The sequence below is a fragment of the Pseudomonas sp. B14(2017) genome, assembly GCF_002113255.1.
Classification (GTDB): Bacteria; Pseudomonadota; Gammaproteobacteria; order Pseudomonadales; family Pseudomonadaceae; genus Aquipseudomonas; species Aquipseudomonas putida_Z.
This window is the reverse complement of sequence record NZ_NEJY01000001.1, coordinates 86,324-101,684: the sequence shown is the minus strand read 5'-3', so window position 1 is coordinate 101,684 and position 15,361 is coordinate 86,324. Positions and strand designations below refer to the sequence as shown.

The following is a 15,361-nucleotide window of genomic DNA, read 5'->3' as shown; positions in this document are numbered from 1 at the left end:
TTTTCGCCACCTGTCACCTGGCCCTAACCTCAGCCTCGCTCCAACAAAGAACAAGGACTGACATGGCTCAGCATGTATGCATCATCGGCGGTGGCGTCATTGGCCTGTCAACCGCTTACGCACTGGTACGCGACGGCTTTGATGTGACGCTGATCGAGGCTCGCGATTCGTTGGGCAGTGAAACCAGCTTCGCCAACGGCGGCCAGCTGTCCTATCGCTACGTGGCGCCCCTGGCCGACGCAGGTGTGCCATTGCAGGCCCTTGGCTGGATGCTGCGCGGTGAATCGCCGCTGCGATTGCGCCCGCGCTTCGATCGTGCGCAGTGGCGCTGGATGGCAGCATTCCTGGGTGCTTGCCGCTCCTCGGTCAACCGCGCCAACGCCGGCCATCTGCTGCGCCTCGCGCTGCTGAGCCAGTCGACCTTGCAAGCCTGGCGTGAGGAGGACGGCCTGGGTGGTTTCAACTGGCGACGCAACGGCAAGCTGGTCACCTTCCGCAAGGCCAGTAGCTTTGAACATGCGCGCAAGAATCTTGCCGCGCCCCAGCAACAACACGTGTTGTCACAAGCCGACTGTGCCCGTCTGGACCCAGCGCTGACAGAGGCGCCCTTTGTCGGCGCCATCTATACCCCGGATGAAGAGGTCGGCGATTGCCACAGCTTTTGCCAGCAACTGGCGGCGCGCTTGCAGGCGTCGGGACGCTGCAAGTTCCGCCTGGGCCAGGCGGTGTCCGGAATTCGCCATGCGCATGGCGTAGTGAATGCGATTGAACTGGACGACGAAGTGCTGCCGGTGGAGCACCTGGTGGTTGCAGCCGGCCATCGCAGTGCGTTGCTGGCGCTGCCGGGCATTGACCTGCCGCTGTATCCGCTGAAGGGTTATAGCCTGACAGTACCGATCGGCGCCCAGCATCGGGCGCCGGACCTGAGCATCACCGACTACGACCGCAAGATCGTCTACGCCCGGATCGGTGAACAGTTGCGTGTGGCGGCGATGGTCGACATTGTCGGTTTCGACCCGTCGCTGGATCCCAAGCGCCTGGCCTTGCTCAAGCGCCAGGCCCGCGAGACTTTCGCCAACGCCGGTAATTATGACTACGCCATCGAATGGGCCGGCATGCGTCCGGCCACGCCTAGCGGCGTGCCGCTGCTGGGCGCAACGGCGTATCGCAACCTGTGGCTGAACCTCGGCCATGGTGCGCTGGGCTTTACCCTGGCCTGCGCCAGCGCACGTTTGCTGAGTGAACTGATCGGCCAGCGCCGCCCCTCCATCGACCTGCAGGGTTTCACCGCCCGTGCGGCTGGTGGAAATAACCGTACTGCAGCATGTCTCTGATCCCCTCACCTACAACGGAGAATAACAATGCGAAAAATCACGTTGATCGGCTGCACCCTTGGCCTGTTGCTAGGCACCCAGGCCCATGCTGACGAAGCAGCGCTGGGGCCTACCCTGAGCAAGATTGCCAGAGCCAACAGCATTACCTTGGGCTATCGCGATGCTTCGGTACCGTTCTCTTATGTGGGCGACCATTCGGGGCAACCCATGGGCTACTCGGTAGACCTGGCGAACAAGGTCGTCGAGCGGGTACAGCAGAAGCTGGCATTGCCCCAGCTCAAGGTGAAATACAACCTGGTGACATCGCAAACCCGCATTCCGCTGGTACAGAACGGTACCGTTGACCTGGAGTGCGGCTCGACCGGCGTCACCGCAGAGCGTCAGAAACAGGTGGCGTTTTCCTATGGGTTCATCTATGTCAAAGGCCAGTTGCTGACGGCCAAAGACAGCGGGATCAAGAGTTTCGCCGACCTGCGCGGCAAGAATGTGGTGACCACCGCCGGCACCACCAACGAACGCTATCTGAAAAGCTACAACGTCGATAACAAGATGGACATGTACGTGATCAGCGCCAAGGACCACGGTGAAGCCTTCCAGATGTTGCAGTCCGGCCGAGCGGCGGCGTTCTACATGGACGATGCGCTGCTCTACGGAGAACGCGCCAAGGCTCGCGATCCGCACAACTGGGTGGTGGTCGGGGAAGAGCAGTCGCGGGAAATCTACAGCTGCATGGTGCGCAAGGATGACCCGCAGTTCCTCGCGCTGGTGAACGCGTCGCTGGGCGAGCTGTACAGCTCAGGGGAAATCAACGGGATCTACCAGCGCTGGTTCGAACAGCCGATTCCGCCTAAAGGCTTGAACCTGGAGTTCCCGATGACCAGCGAACTCAAGGCCATCTTTGCCAAGCCGGTGAGTGACCCGGTGGAGTAGCATCCAGACGACCAGCCCCTCTGGCTCACGGCCTCGCAAAGTACTGGAGGCAATGGCCTCGGCCGCTCCGACCGCGCCCCGTTGCCAGCGCAGGAATGACCTGCCATGAAGCTGACCAACCGCCCCGTTCAGCCCTCCGAAATCCCTGTTCTGCTAGCGGGGAACTACATGGGGCTGAACGAGGAGGTCGACACCCAAGGCACGAATGACTTTCAGCACAGTGTCAAAGCGTGGTTTTGCGCCTGGAGTGAGTGCCTTGTACAGACTTTCCCTTCCCAACCCACTCTCGGTGGCGATCTGCGTCATTCCCCGTGCGCGAGCGATATGGCTAAGTGCCCGAATTATTTCCTCGGTATCGCCATCTGCGAGGACCTGACTAAGGTACTCAGTGATGGCCTCATCACTACTCAACAAGGCCGCCATATCAAACGGGATCAACTTTTCGCTCATTTCATCTCCTTCAGCAGTTTTCTGGCTTTGAGGATATCGGTGGCCTGGGTGGACTTGTCTCCGCCGACCAACAGCAGAACCAGCCTCTGGCCCTTTTGCGCAAAATAGACACGATATCCAGCAGCTACATCGATGCGAAGCTCACCGATACCGCCTCCAAGCCATTTGACATCTCCAAGATTCCCCATTGCTGCTCGCTCCAATCTACGACCTATCGCAAGCTGGGCCCTCAAATCTCTCAAGCTGGATAGCCAAACTGCAAAGCTCTCCGTCTGTTCAACGAGATACATCAAGTGGTCACCCAATCGTATCCGTACGGATACACCCATTCAAGTGTTGAAGCGGCCCACTCTGTCGCCTTACCCCTTATATGGGAACTCAGGCATTTCCCATAACGGGGTCAGACTTTTCTCTTCACGGTCACAAAAAACCTTGCAACATTCAACACCCGAACCTTCGCCGAGCCTCGACGTCCGATCCTGCATCACCCGCGTTTCGAGGTACCCCGCGTGAAAGACATCATCACCCGCAAGTACCGCCTGGTCGTGAAGACCGTCGGCTACATCGGCTGGTCGCTGTTCTGGCTGCTGATCTGGGATGTGCTGGTCACCATCGATTTCATGCTGTTCTTCAACAGCAAGTTCACCCTGCCGCTAATCCCGTTGACCTTGCTGGGCTCGGCGCTGGTGGTGCTGGTGAGCTTTCGCAACAGCAGCGCCTACAACCGCTGGTGGGAGGCGCGCACATTGTGGGGGGCGTTGGTGAACAGTTCACGCAGCTTCGCGCGGCAGGCGCTGACCCTGATCGATGACCCGGATGATGGCCTGAACCCGATCAAGGCTACCCTGCTGCGTCGGCATATCGCCTATGTGAACTGCCTGGCGGCACACTTGAAGGGCGAGCGCTGCCCGGATGAACTGATGGCATTCATACCGCCTGCGGAATTCGAGCGGCGCAATCGTTCGAACAATTTCGCCAACGACATCCTGAGTGGTTCGGCGGCGTTGCTGGCGCGGGAATACCAGGCCGGGCGGCTGGACAGCATTCGCCTGGCAAGGCTGGAGTCGACGCTGGTGGACCTGTCCAACGCCCAAGGTGGCATGGAACGGATCGCCAATACGCCTCTGCCCTACCCTTACGTGTACTTTCCGCGGCTGTTCATCACCCTGTTCTGCCTGATCGTACCGGTGGGGCTGGTGGAATCGCTGGGCTGGTTCACGCCGCTGGCTTCGACGGTGGTGGGCTTCATGCTGCTGGCCATCGAGCGGATCGGGACGGATTTGCAGAGCCCGTTCAGGTTCAGTGAGCATCAGATCCAGATGGACAGCATTTGCGAGACGATCGAGCGGAATCTGGAGTCGATGCAGCGGGAGGCGCAGTGTGGGGAGTTGGCTTAGTGCCAGACCTCAACTGCCCTATCGCCGGCAAGCCAGCTCCCACAGGGGCCGTGGAATCCTGTGACCTTGCACCGTACCTGTGGGAGCTGGCTTGCCGGCGATAGGGCCGCAACGCTGCCCCGGCTATCCATCAGGCCCGCACATAGCGCTGGCGCAACACATCACTCAACGCATCCACCAGTAACACCAGCACCAGCATCCCCATGATCACCGTGCTGGCCTGAGCCTCCTGGAACAGGCTCAAGGTGGTGTACAGCATCTGCCCCAACCCACCCGCACCGACAAACCCCAGCACGCTGGCCATGCGGATATTGTTCTCCCACCGGTACAGGCTATAAGCCAGCAACTGCGGCCACAGATTGGGCAAGGTGCCAAAGCAGAATGCCGCCACCTGGCTACCGCCCTGCAAGCGGATAGCCGCGGCCGGCTCCGGCGGTGCGTTCTCCAGCGCCTCGGCAAACAGCCGCCCCAGCACGCCAGCGGTATGCAGCGCCAACGCCAGCGTACCGGCATTCGGCCCAAGCCCGGCCGCCAGCACCGTCAGCGCGGCCCACACCAGTTCCGGGATGGCCCGCAGGGCATTCAGCAACAACCGCGCACAGGCCTGCAGCGTCCAACCGAACCGGCCAGCGGCCGGCAGCGCCAACAGCATGCCCAGCAGCATGGCCAACAAGGTGCCCAAGCCCGACATGGCCAGGGTTTCCAGCGCCCCGTGCGCAACCGCGCGCAGGTGCCCGGCAGACAGGTCCGGGTGCAGGAAACGCCCGGCATATTCGCCCATCTGCCCCAGCCCGCCGTTGCCGATCAGCGCCTGCAAGTCCAGCTCCAGGTATGCGAACGAGGCCATCACCGCAGCCACGATGGCGCCTAGCACCAGCCAATTGATGACCCGGTTCATGCCAGCCTCCAACGCAGGAAGCGGCTGAGCAGGTCGGCCAGCATCACCAGGACCAGGAACGTCAGCAGCATGCTTGCCACTTCCGCTCCAGCGAACATGCGCATCGACAGGTCGATCTGCTGCCCCAGCCCACCAGCACCGACAAAGCCCATCACCACCGAGGCGCGTACCGCGCACTCCCAGCGGTACACGGTGTAGGACACCACTTCGGACACCGCACTGGGCAGGATGCCGTAGAAAAACGCAGCCAGGCGGCCACTGCCCGCCTGCAGCAAGGCATGCGCCGGGCGCTGGTCGACCGACTCGAAGATCTCGGCATAGACCTTGCCGAGCATGCCACTGTAGGTGATGGCAATGGCCAGTACGCCCGCCGTCGGCCCCAGCCCCACGGCCCGCACGAACAGCAACGCCCAGACGATTTCCGGCACACTGCGCAGAAAAATCAGCAACCAGCGCACCGGCAGGCGCAGCAACCGCGACCATAACCCGGCGCGACCGCCACGGGAGGCTGCGCGCAGCGACAGGGCACGGCTGGCCAGCAACCCGGCAGGGACCGCCAGCAGCAACGCCAACGCCATGCCGGCCGTGGCCACGGCCAGGGTCTGCAGGGTGGCTTCATACAGCAGCGAAAGGAAATCGGCATCGTGTGCCGGTGGCCAGAAGGCACTGGTGAAACTGGCGATCTGCTGGCGGTTCTCTGCCTGCAGCAGCACCCCGGGGTTCAGTTCGCTCAATCGGATGCCAGGCCATAGCACCGCCACCGCCAGCAGGGTCAGCAGCAACCGCGGCAGCAGCGCCGGGTCGCGGGCATCAAGCTTCAGCATCGCGGAATCTGCACGGTCAGGGTCGGCCCCTGGCTTGGCGGTGAAGCCAGTTGTTCGTTGGCGTACAGCGCATCCAGCAACTGCTCGGTCACCGCTTGCGCCGGGCAGTCGAACGCCACCTGCCCTTCGCGGATACCAATCACCCGCGGGAAGTGCGCCAGCGCCAGATCCACGGCATGCAGGCTCGCCACCAGGGTCACGCCATTGGCCTGGGCGTGGCGGTTGAGCAAGGCCAGGCTGTGGTCGGCCAGCACCGGGTCCATGGCCGACACCGGCTCATCGGTCAGCAACACCTGCGGCCGCTGGTACAGCGCCCGGGCAATACCCACCCGCTGCAACTGGCCACCGGACAATTGCCCGCACTGCACGAACAGTTTGTCGGCCAGGCCCAGCTCGGCCAGGGCTTGGCGCGCCCCCGGCACATCACTGGGGTATAGCAGGTTGAGCAGCCCGCGCAACACACCCCACTGCCCCAGGCGGCCGGCCAGCACCGCCGTCACCACCCGCTGGCGCGGTGGCAAGGGCGGTGCCTGGTGCACCAGGCCTACCCGAGCACGCAGGCGCTGGCGGGCCCTGGCGGACAGCGCCCAGGGCTGTTCGCCGAGCAGCTCCAGGCGCCCGCTGCTGGGCTGGACGGCGGTCGCCATCAGGTGCAGCAAGCTGGACTTGCCCGCCCCCGAAGGCCCGATGATGGCGACGCGCTCGCCCTGGCCGATGCTCAGGCTCACGGCATCAAGCGCACGCACCTGGCCATGGCGCAGCCCGGCTCCGTGCAGATGAATAGCCACGTTGGAAGCCACTGTCGATGTCACTTGAGCAGGCCGGCCTCGCGTGCAGCCTGTTCGGTGCCCACGTAGTTCTCAGGTTTGGTCTCGATGAAGCGGCTGGCGGCCTGCAGGTCGAGGATCGCCTTGTGCTCCGGGTTGGCCGGGTCGAGGCCGAGGAAGGCTTTCTTGATCTTCTCTTTCAGCGCCGGGTCCATGTTGCCGCGCACGGTCCAGTTGTAGTCGAAGTAGGTCGGGGTGGTGGCGAACACCTTCACCTTGGCGGTATCAACCTTGCCGGCATCCACCAGCTTCTGCCACACGCTGGCGTTGAGCACGCCGCCATCGACCTTGCCGGCCTGCACCCAGGCCACGGTGGCATCGTGGGCGCCGGAGTAGGCGACGCGGCCGAAGTAGTCTTCAGGCTTGATGTTGTCCTGCTTGAGCATGAAGTAACGCGGCATCAGGCTACCCGAGGTAGACGAGATGGAACCGAAGGCAAACGACTTGCCCTTGAGGTCGGCCAGGCTCTTCACATCAGGGTTGGCGGTAATGAACTTGGAAGTGAACTGCGCATCCTGTTCACGCTGCACCAGCGGCGTGGCGGCAGGGTCCTTCAGGTGCACCTGCACGAAAGTGAAGCCCCCCAGCCAGGCCAGGTCCAGGCGGTTGGAAGCCAACGATTCGACTACCGCCGGGTAATCAGCCACCGGCACGAACTTCACCTCCATGCCCAGCTGCTTGGCCAGGTACTCGCCCAAAGGCTTGAACTTGCGCTGCAGTTCGGTCGGTGCTTCGTCAGGGATGGCGCTGACCCGCAGGGTGTCGGCAGCCTGGGCGACAACGGCACAGCAAGACAGCACGAGGCCGGCGGCGAGCGCCAGAGGGCGTTTGAGCATGGGTGTTCTCCGGTTCAATAGCGGGGAAAGGCCGGCTTATGCGCCGACGACGGGAATTATAAGAGGCGCAGGCGCAAAGGCCAGCTTTGCTACAATCGCGCATCAAATTGACCTCCTGAGGTGCACATGAGCGAGCCGATTCGCCTGACCCAGTACAGCCATGGTGCCGGCTGTGGCTGCAAGATATCCCCCAAGGTGCTGGATGTGATCCTCGCTGAAAGCGGCGCCCAGGCCCTGGACCCGAAACTGTGGGTGGGCAACGCCTCGCGCGACGACGCTGCCGTGTACGCGCTGGATGACGAGCGCGGCGTGGTCTCGACCACCGACTTCTTCATGCCGATCGTCGATGACCCGTACGACTTCGGCCGCATCGCCGCCACCAACGCCATCAGCGACATCTACGCCATGGGCGGCGACCCGCTGATGGCCATTGCCATCCTCGGCTGGCCGGTCAACGTGCTGCCGCCGGAAGTGGCCCGCGAAGTGATCCGCGGTGGCCGTGCGGTATGTGCCGAAGCCGGCATCCCGCTGGCCGGCGGCCACTCCATCGACGCCCCCGAGCCGATCTTCGGCCTGGCCGTCACCGGCGTGGTCAGCAAGCGTCACCTCAAGCGCAACGACACCGCCAGCGCAGGCTGCCGCCTGTACCTGACCAAGCCGCTGGGTATCGGCATCCTCACCACCGCCGAGAAAAAGGCCAAGCTGCGCACCCAGGACCAGGGCCTGGCTCGCGACTGGATGTGCACCCTAAATACCCCCGGCAGCCGCTTCGGCAAGCTTGACGGGGTCAAGGCCATGACCGACGTCACCGGTTTCGGCCTGCTCGGCCACCTGGTGGAACTGGCCGAAGGCAGTGGCGTTACCGCACACCTGGACTATGCCGCCGTCCCGCGCCTGCCCAGCGTCGACCACTACCTGGCCGAGGGCTGCATCCCCGGCGGTACCCTGCGCAACTTCGACAGCTACGGCCACAAGATCGGCGCCCTGAGCGACGACCAGAAGCACCTGCTGTGCGACCCGCAGACCAGCGGCGGCCTGCTGGTGGCGGTTACCCCGGAAGGTGAAGCCGAGTTCCTGGCGGTGGCCGCCGAACTGGGCCTGCAGCTGGCACCGATCGGCAAGCTGGTCGAGCGACAGAGCCACGCGGTCGAGGTGATCTGATGCGCCCCGACTGCACCGACTTCCGCCAGTTGTTCCTCGACGATGTGCCGATGATGGACATGCGTGCACCTGTCGAATTTGCCAAGGGCGCCTTCCCCGGTGCCGTAAACCTGCCGCTGATGAATGACCAGGAGCGGCAAAAGGTCGGCACCTGCTACAAGCAGAAGGGCCAGGCTGAAGCCATCGTTCTGGGCCACAAGTTGGTCAGCGGTGAGATCAAGCAGGCACGTCTGGAAGCCTGGGCAAAGTTCGCCAAGGAACACCCGGAAGGCTACCTGTACTGCTTCCGTGGCGGCCTGCGCTCGCATCTTGTGCAGAAAGTACTGCGCGATGAGAAGGGCATCCACTACCCCCTCGTGGAGGGCGGCTACAAGGCCATGCGCCACTTCCTGCTGGAGACTACCCAACAGGCGGTCGCGCAATGTGATTTCGTGCTCGTGGGCGGCCTGACCGGCACCGGCAAGACCGACGTGCTGCACCTGCTGGACAACGAGTTGGACCTGGAGGGCTACGCCAACCATCGCGGTTCCAGCTTTGGCAAGCGCGCCACTGCACAGCCAGCGCAGATCGACTTCGAGAACAGGCTGGCCATAGACGTGTTGAAAAAACGCGCCCGGGGTATCGAGCAGTTCGTGCTGGAAGACGAAGGCCGAATCGTGGGCAGCTGCACCGTACCGCTGGAGTTGTACCAGGGCATGCAGCAATACCCGCTGGTGTGGCTGGAAGACAGTTTGGCCAACCGCGTGGAGCGTATCCTGCGCGACTACGTGATCGACCTGAGCGCCGAGTTCGTCAGCCTGCATGGTGAAGAAGATGGCCTTCGACTGTTTGCCGAGACGCTTCTGCAGAGCATGGCCAGGATTCACAAGCGCCTCGGCGGCGAGCGCCATCAGCGGCTGTCGGAAATCCTGCGCCAGGCGCTGGAAGAACAGCAGCGCAGTGGTTCGGTGGAGTTGCACCGGGTCTTCATCGAAAGCTTGCTGAGCGAGTATTACGACCCGATGTATGCCTACCAGCGTGCAGCGAAAGCAGAGCGTATCGAGTTTGCCGGTGATGCGGTGGAAGTGCGCGAGTACCTCAAGGCCCGGGCGCTGCGCGAACCGCGCAAGTAAAACGGGGCCGCTTCGCGCCCTATCGCCGGCAAGCCAGCTCCCACAGGTATTGCACTGCCTGACAGGGCACGCGTTCCCTGTGGGAGCTGGCTTGCCGGCGATAGGGCCAGTACAGACAACCTCACTGCCCAGGGCTGAGCACCCGCTCCAGCTCCGCCGCGCGGTCGCGGGTCATGTCCATCACACAGGTCCCACCTTCCAGCTGCGCCATGGTCCCGCCACTGGCCTGCACATGGAACCCGCAATTGCCATCGCGGTAGGCAAGCCACTTGCGCTGCACATCACGCAGGCTCTTCTGCTGCCCAGCATCCAGCTTACCCATCAATTGCTTGTACACCCGGTTCAATCGCTGGTCCTGCAACTGCGTCTCGGCCCGAATGCAGTCGCTCATGGCCACGGTACTGGACGCCTTGTCCATGCACTGCCCGTAACCCGGCGTGTAATCATCCGCCAAGGCCAGCGGCAGCACACAGGCCACTGCCAGGCCCGTCAGGTAATGCTTGGTCATCAACCCCTCCTTGTGGGTATCACAGCGTCTGTGGCTGTTCCGGCGGCATCAGTACCTTGCCCGGTTCGAAGCGCAGCGATGGCATCTGCGTTGCCGCATACGACGCCACGCCAAGCGCCGCGATCAACACCACATCCAGCCAGCTCCAGCCCGGCATGTCGTCGGCGCTGCGAGCCCTCCAGCAATGCCAGGCCTGGCCCACGCAAAACACCACCATCGCCGCCAGCCACAGGTAGAAACCGGCACCGAAACCAGCCAAGTCATGAAATTCATAGCTCTGATTGTCCGGCAGGCGGTCAATTCCAAAGCTGCTGGCCGCCAGATACACAGCCACCAGCCCGACCAGCAATGACAGCCGGCGAAAGCGTCGATGAGCAAGGACCGCCAGGGCCAGCAACGGGTTGGCAAACCACTGGTACAGACCGAAGGGCATGCCCCAGGGCCCATACAACAGCATCTGCAGGGCCGGCATATGGCGGTCGCCACTCATCAGCGCGCCATCGAAGAACAATGCGAGCAGATACAGCAGCAGGCTGGCGCTCAGGTAAAAAACTGGCAAGAGATCTACTTCCTATGCAACCGGGGGCTCTAGCAGAAGGCCATAAATACCCGAATCGGACAACTCGCCGGCAACGCACCAACGCGCACGCAATGTGCCTTCCAGCACGAAGCCCTGGCGCTCCAGAGTGCGTGCCGAACCTTGGTTGCGCGGGTCGATCTCGCCTTCCAGGCGGCGCATGTGCAGGGTGTGGGCGAGGTAGTCGATGAAGCAGGTCAGTGCTTCGTCCATGTAGCCCCTGCCCTGCACCGCGCTGGCGAGGCAGTAGCCGATTTCACCACGGCGGGATACATCGTCGATGTTGAACAGCTGGACCATGCCGATCAGTTCGCCGTTGTCACGGCGGTACATGCCAAGCTTGAGCTGGTCGCCATTGGCATAGGCTTCGCGGTCGGCGGCCAGGGCGCTTTCGGCTTCGGCCAGGTTTTGCCAAGGTGCATGGTGCCAATAGCGCATGACCTCGGGGTCGGCCATGATCGCCAACCATTGCGCGGCATCGGCATGGCGCATGGGGCGCAATTGCAGACGCGGGCTGTCGAGGCAGAGGTCACTGGGGAAACTGCGGGGTGGGGTCACGCCGGATCTCCTGTCCATTGCTGAGGAGATGACAGTTTAACGTCAAGCGATCGGTTCAAGCATCCCGGGGCTGCTGCGCAGCCCATCGCCGGCAAGCCAGGCTCCCACAGGTATAGTGCAAGGCTCCGGGCCTGTGGTGTACCTGTGGGAGCCTGGCTTGTCGTGGCGACGAACCGCGTCGATGGGCCGCAAAGCGGCCCCAAAAATCGTTCAGGCGCCCCGATTCAAGCCCATTTCCATGTCATTGATCAGCGCCTTGGCCATGGCGCTGAGAATGCGCGCCGCGCTGCCAGCGATCTTGTCGCCCTCCATCTCGGCCTCTTCGTTCAAATGCTTGATGCAGCCGATCAGGACCGACAATTCATCGAATGCCAGGTCAAGCGGTACGCCCGGTTCTACCCGGTAAAGCTCGAGGAACTTCTCCACGCCTGCGGTGGTGCGGGATTTGAGGTAATTGCTCATGATGAACTCCAAATGTGTGCTGAAGGCAACCACCTCGATCCTTCTCACAGATTTGGGCGGCAGCCGTGCGCGAGGTGAGAAGCCCGTGTTGGAGTCACCACGGTCAAGCCGAAGCCTGCACGCGCACAGCTGCCATAAGCTGACAAGAGGACTACCAACAACGAGTTCTCACACTCGCTCGCCTTCTGGGCGAACGGTGAAGTTAACGCTGTGGTATTTCCCTGCCTATCAGACGGCAACCGACTGAGCTCGTAGGATAATTCCCAATGCCCGGCCACCTGAAGCATTTGGTTTCAGTTTCAGAATCTTCTTACAGCTGATGGCCTCTTCGCGGGCACGCCCGCTCCCACAGGGACCGCACAGTGTTTGAGTCCTGTGCAGTACCTGTGGGAGCGGGCGTGCCCGCGAAGAGGCCGACAAAGGCAACCAGGATGAATCAGGCCACCTCAGCCCCATCATCCGGCCAATGCGGCTCGTTGGCCCCGGGCGGGGTCAGCGGTGGCAGGCCATACGCTGCCCGCGCATCGTCGCAGCTGGGGTTATGCACCCCACCCTCCCACGACGCCTCGAACTCGCGGCAGGGGCTGGAACGGTTGGCGTAGATGGTGCACGCCACCTCCTGGCCGATCTCGCCCTGCAGGCTGATGCAGCGGCAGGGTTTGGCATCGGTGCCGATCATGGCAACACGGGTGGGGTTGATCTGTACCACCAGGTCGTCCGGTACAAGGCCCCCGGCAGACTGGCATTCGCCCCAGAAAAAGGACACACGGAAGTACCCGCAGCAGGCGCCGCAATCAAGGCAAGGGTTGTATTCGGACATGATGGCACGAAGGGAAGGTTGTTGTTATCGGGGCTGGCCCGCGGCGCCATTTTCAATCCAAGCCGGGGCGGCTGGATAGAGGGGGAATGCAAAAATATTTGCCGCTGATCCGACGATTCAATATAGGCGACCAACGTCTTTCCCGGCCACCCGTTCAAGTTAGCGTAATGCCTTGTAGGAAGTGACATCCCAATGCTGCAGGCCAAGGCCTTCGGTCGGCTCATAGCCATTACCGCACACCTTGCTGAAGGGAATGCAGGCCTCGCCGCAATACACCAAGCGGTCGTCATCTTCGCCCTCGGTAAGCACGGTATACGACTCGCTGCGCATGGCCTTGTACTGCCCTTCGGCAGCGGCCATGACCATGTGATATCGCATCAACTGGCGGTCGCTCAGGGACAGGCGCTTGTCCAGTTGCACACCCCAGCGGGTCAGGCAGACCTCGGCAAAATGGCGAACGATCAACCCCGGCTCCGCCAGTACCTTGCCGTCACCCGCACCGTCGACGGAGGCGTTGCCCACCAGCGTGGCATGCCGGCCTGGCATGGGGTAGATGCACATCCGCGTATCCGGTTCGACCGAGGGGATCACACAGGCGAAACCTTTTGATCGTTCGTCCCGCGAATAGAAACCCACGTACTCGCGGACATTGCCCGCCAGGGTTACCCGCTGGCTTTGCAGGTTACCGATGCCAGGCACCGGGTCGATGACGAAGATATTGACGGGTATGTCCCGTAATACAGGGTCCTGCGCCATGGCGTTGGCCAGCATGTGGCAACTGATCCCTCCCCTGCTCCAGCCCACAAGGTTCACCTGGGTCGGCAAGCGAGGCTTGCGGAACAAGCTGATGATGCGCTCCTGCAACTCCTGCGGTGTTGGATGGCGCTCGCCGTAGTCGTAGGTGCGCCAGAACCAGGAGGCTGTGGAGGAAACATCCGGAATGGGTACGCCAGCATCCTTGAGGCGCTCGTACTCCTCCTCGCTCAGCTTGGTGCGCTGCCAGCTGCTTTCACCCTTGATCACCTGCAGCACATGGTTGACGTTCTCTTCCCACCCGCGGCCGAACAACTGACCGGTCCAGTTGAAGTAGCCGCCGGGCTCGACGAACAGGTTGTCGTCCTGGAGGTTGCCGCTGCCGGGGCCGTCAACGGCGATCCAGTGGGCAAACTCGCGGCCCTGGTCATTGCTGGCCAGGGTAGAGACCAGCTCGCCATTCCAGAAGTTGGGGTTGGCGTCGTCGAAGCGGTGGGAACCGGTGCCGCAGAAATAGGCGGTGAAAACACTCATTTGTGGATCTCTGTGGTGAGAAATGAGTGCAGAAAAATAGGTAGCTCAATCGGTGGGATGCAGGTGGAAAACTCGCCCTTGAGTCAGTCGGGGCTGCTTTGCAGCCCCAACAGCTTATTTGCGGGCCACCCCATCAGCCCGGAACATCTGCCGGATCCCGCGAATCGCCTGGCGAATACGGTCCTGGTTCTCGATCAGGGCAAAGCGCACATGGTCATCACCATAATCACCAAAGCCGATCCCCGGCGACACGCATACCTTGGCCTCGGCCAGCAGCTTCTTGGAGAACTCCAGCGAGCCCAGGTGCGCGTACTCCGGCGGGATCTTCGCCCACACGTACATCGAGGCCTTGGGGTTCTCGACCATCCAGCCCAGCTCGTGCAACCCTTTCACCAGCAGGTTGCGGCGCTGGCGGTATTGCTCGGCGATGTCGCGCACGCACTGCTGGTCGCCTTCCAGTGCTGCAATGGCAGCCACCTGCAGCGGAGTGAAGGTACCGTAGTCGTGGTAGCTCTTGATCCGCGCCAGGGCACTGACCAACTCGGGGTTGCCGACCATGAAACCGATCCGCCAGCCGGCCATGTTGTAGCTCTTGGACAGGGTGAAGAACTCCACCGCGATGTCCTTGGCCCCCGGCACCTGCATGATCGACGGGGCTTTCCAGCCGTCGTAGACGATGTCGGCGTAGGCCAGGTCATGCACCACCAGCACGTTGTACTGCTTGGCCAATGCCACCACGCGCTCGAAGAAGTCCAGTTCCACGCACTGAGCGGTGGGGTTGGACGGGAAGCCGAGGATCATCATCTTCGGCTTGGGGATCGACTCGCGGATGGCCCGCTCGAGTTCGTTGAAGAAGTCCACACCCGGTACCAGCGGCACCGAACGCACCTGGGCACCGGCAATCACCGCCCCGTAGATATGGATCGGGTAGCTGGGGTTGGGCACCAGCACCGTGTCGCCCTGGTCGAGGGTGGCCAGCATCAGGTGTGCCAGGCCTTCCTTCGAGCCGATGGTGACGATGGCTTCGCTTTCCGGGTCGATGTCGACCTCGTAGCGTTCCTTGTACCAGTTGGAGATGGCCCGACGCAGGCGCGGGATGCCACGGGAGGTGGAGTAGCCGTGGGTGTCTTCACGCTGGGCGACCTGCACCAGCTTCTCGACGATGTGCGGCGGGGTGGCGCCATCGGGGTTGCCCATGCTCAGGTCGATGATGTCCTCGCCACGGCGGCGGGCAGCCATCTTGAGCTCGGCAGTGATGTTGAAGACGTAAGGGGGGAGACGATCGATGCGCGCAAAGCGGCGCGGCGAACCTGGGTTGGCCATGGCTTCCTCTGAGTACGTAAGCGCCCGGAACCGTCCGAGCGACGCTGGCCGATGTAG

General features: G+C 62.6%; 18 protein-coding genes. 5 read left to right on the top strand and 13 right to left on the bottom strand.

The features are described 5' to 3' along the window. Positions 1–62 precede the first annotated feature (62 nt). Positions 63–1,334, top strand: coding sequence for a D-amino acid dehydrogenase (locus CAG34_RS00495; RefSeq protein WP_085587433.1), 1,272 nt, complete (start codon positions 63–65; stop codon positions 1,332–1,334). A 27-nt stretch (positions 1,335–1,361) separates the two neighbouring features. Further along, complete coding sequence (locus CAG34_RS00490) at positions 1,362–2,264, top strand: transporter substrate-binding domain-containing protein (protein ID WP_085587431.1); 903 nt, start codon at positions 1,362–1,364, stop codon at positions 2,262–2,264. A gap of 153 nt (positions 2,265–2,417) precedes the next feature. Here the strand turns inward: CAG34_RS00490 and CAG34_RS00485 are convergent, their stop codons facing one another. Continuing rightward, positions 2,418–2,714 carry an addiction module antidote protein gene (locus CAG34_RS00485; protein ID WP_085587429.1) on the bottom strand — a complete coding sequence of 99 codons (297 nt, stop codon included), beginning with the start codon at positions 2,712–2,714 and terminating at the stop codon, positions 2,418–2,420. Further along, entirely contained in the window at positions 2,711–3,004 is a 294-nt protein-coding gene (locus CAG34_RS00480; RefSeq protein WP_080604915.1) for a type II toxin-antitoxin system RelE/ParE family toxin, read from the bottom strand. The genes CAG34_RS00485 and CAG34_RS00480 overlap by 4 nt, the downstream gene beginning before the upstream one ends. Positions 3,005–3,223: 219 nt before the next feature. Between CAG34_RS00480 and CAG34_RS00475 the strand changes: the two genes are divergently transcribed. Then, positions 3,224–4,111, top strand: a complete 888-nt coding sequence (locus CAG34_RS00475; protein WP_075043821.1) for a bestrophin family protein — start codon at positions 3,224–3,226, stop codon at positions 4,109–4,111. A 130-nt stretch (positions 4,112–4,241) separates the two neighbouring features. Here CAG34_RS00475 and phnE read toward each other — a convergent pair whose 3' ends face one another. From phnE to CAG34_RS00455, 4 genes are read right to left on the bottom strand one after another with little or no spacing between them, the layout of a single operon-like run. Then, the gene (phnE, locus tag CAG34_RS00470) at positions 4,242–5,009 is read right to left on the bottom strand and encodes a phosphonate ABC transporter, permease protein PhnE (RefSeq protein WP_085587427.1); all 768 of its coding nucleotides are present in this window, start codon (positions 5,007–5,009) and stop codon (positions 4,242–4,244) included. Beyond that, positions 5,006–5,833, bottom strand: a complete 828-nt coding sequence (locus CAG34_RS00465; RefSeq protein ID WP_075043819.1) for an ABC transporter permease — start codon at positions 5,831–5,833, stop codon at positions 5,006–5,008. The genes phnE and CAG34_RS00465 overlap by 4 nt, the downstream gene beginning before the upstream one ends. Continuing rightward, a complete protein-coding gene (locus tag CAG34_RS00460; RefSeq protein WP_085587682.1) occupies positions 5,827–6,621 on the bottom strand; it encodes a phosphonate ABC transporter ATP-binding protein in 795 nt (264 codons plus the stop codon). The genes CAG34_RS00465 and CAG34_RS00460 overlap by 7 nt, the downstream gene beginning before the upstream one ends. A 20-nt stretch (positions 6,622–6,641) precedes the next feature. Further along, entirely contained in the window at positions 6,642–7,496 is an 855-nt protein-coding gene (locus CAG34_RS00455) for a putative selenate ABC transporter substrate-binding protein (RefSeq protein WP_025337756.1), read from the bottom strand. A 126-nt stretch (positions 7,497–7,622) separates the two neighbouring features. Between CAG34_RS00455 and selD the strand changes: the two genes are divergently transcribed. Both selD and mnmH read left to right on the top strand, forming a co-directional pair. After that, positions 7,623–8,657: a selenide, water dikinase SelD gene (selD, locus tag CAG34_RS00450; protein ID WP_085587425.1), complete on the top strand. Its 1,035-nt coding sequence runs from the start codon at positions 7,623–7,625 to the stop codon at positions 8,655–8,657. Next, on the top strand, positions 8,657–9,769 hold the full coding sequence (mnmH, locus tag CAG34_RS00445) for a tRNA 2-selenouridine(34) synthase MnmH (RefSeq protein WP_085587422.1): 1,113 nt from the start codon (positions 8,657–8,659) through the stop codon (positions 9,767–9,769). The genes selD and mnmH overlap by 1 nt, the downstream gene beginning before the upstream one ends. Before the next feature lie 121 nt (positions 9,770–9,890). Here mnmH and CAG34_RS00440 read toward each other — a convergent pair whose 3' ends face one another. The 7 genes from CAG34_RS00440 to alaC form a co-directional block, all read right to left on the bottom strand. Beyond that, positions 9,891–10,277, bottom strand: coding sequence for a lysozyme inhibitor LprI family protein (locus CAG34_RS00440; RefSeq protein ID WP_085587420.1), 387 nt, complete (start codon positions 10,275–10,277; stop codon positions 9,891–9,893). Between the two features lie 19 nt (positions 10,278–10,296). Then, on the bottom strand, positions 10,297–10,836 hold the full coding sequence (locus CAG34_RS00435; protein ID WP_085587418.1) for a hypothetical protein: 540 nt from the start codon (positions 10,834–10,836) through the stop codon (positions 10,297–10,299). A gap of 12 nt (positions 10,837–10,848) precedes the next feature. Continuing rightward, a complete protein-coding gene (locus tag CAG34_RS00430) occupies positions 10,849–11,412 on the bottom strand; it encodes a GNAT family N-acetyltransferase (RefSeq protein ID WP_008093840.1) in 564 nt (187 codons plus the stop codon). A gap of 210 nt (positions 11,413–11,622) precedes the next feature. Further along, positions 11,623–11,874 carry a DUF3077 domain-containing protein gene (locus CAG34_RS00425; RefSeq protein WP_085587680.1) on the bottom strand — a complete coding sequence of 84 codons (252 nt, stop codon included), beginning with the start codon at positions 11,872–11,874 and terminating at the stop codon, positions 11,623–11,625. Positions 11,875–12,310: 436 nt separating this feature from the next. Then, positions 12,311–12,694 (bottom strand): YkgJ family cysteine cluster protein, encoded by a 384-nt coding sequence (locus CAG34_RS00420; RefSeq protein WP_003259127.1) that lies wholly within the window; start codon positions 12,692–12,694, stop codon positions 12,311–12,313. Positions 12,695–12,853: 159 nt separating this feature from the next. Next, positions 12,854–13,981 carry a hypothetical protein gene (locus CAG34_RS00415; protein ID WP_085587416.1) on the bottom strand — a complete coding sequence of 376 codons (1,128 nt, stop codon included), beginning with the start codon at positions 13,979–13,981 and terminating at the stop codon, positions 12,854–12,856. A gap of 114 nt (positions 13,982–14,095) precedes the next feature. Further along, on the bottom strand, positions 14,096–15,304 hold the full coding sequence (alaC, locus tag CAG34_RS00410) for an alanine transaminase (RefSeq protein WP_025337748.1): 1,209 nt from the start codon (positions 15,302–15,304) through the stop codon (positions 14,096–14,098). Positions 15,305–15,361 lie beyond the last annotated feature (57 nt).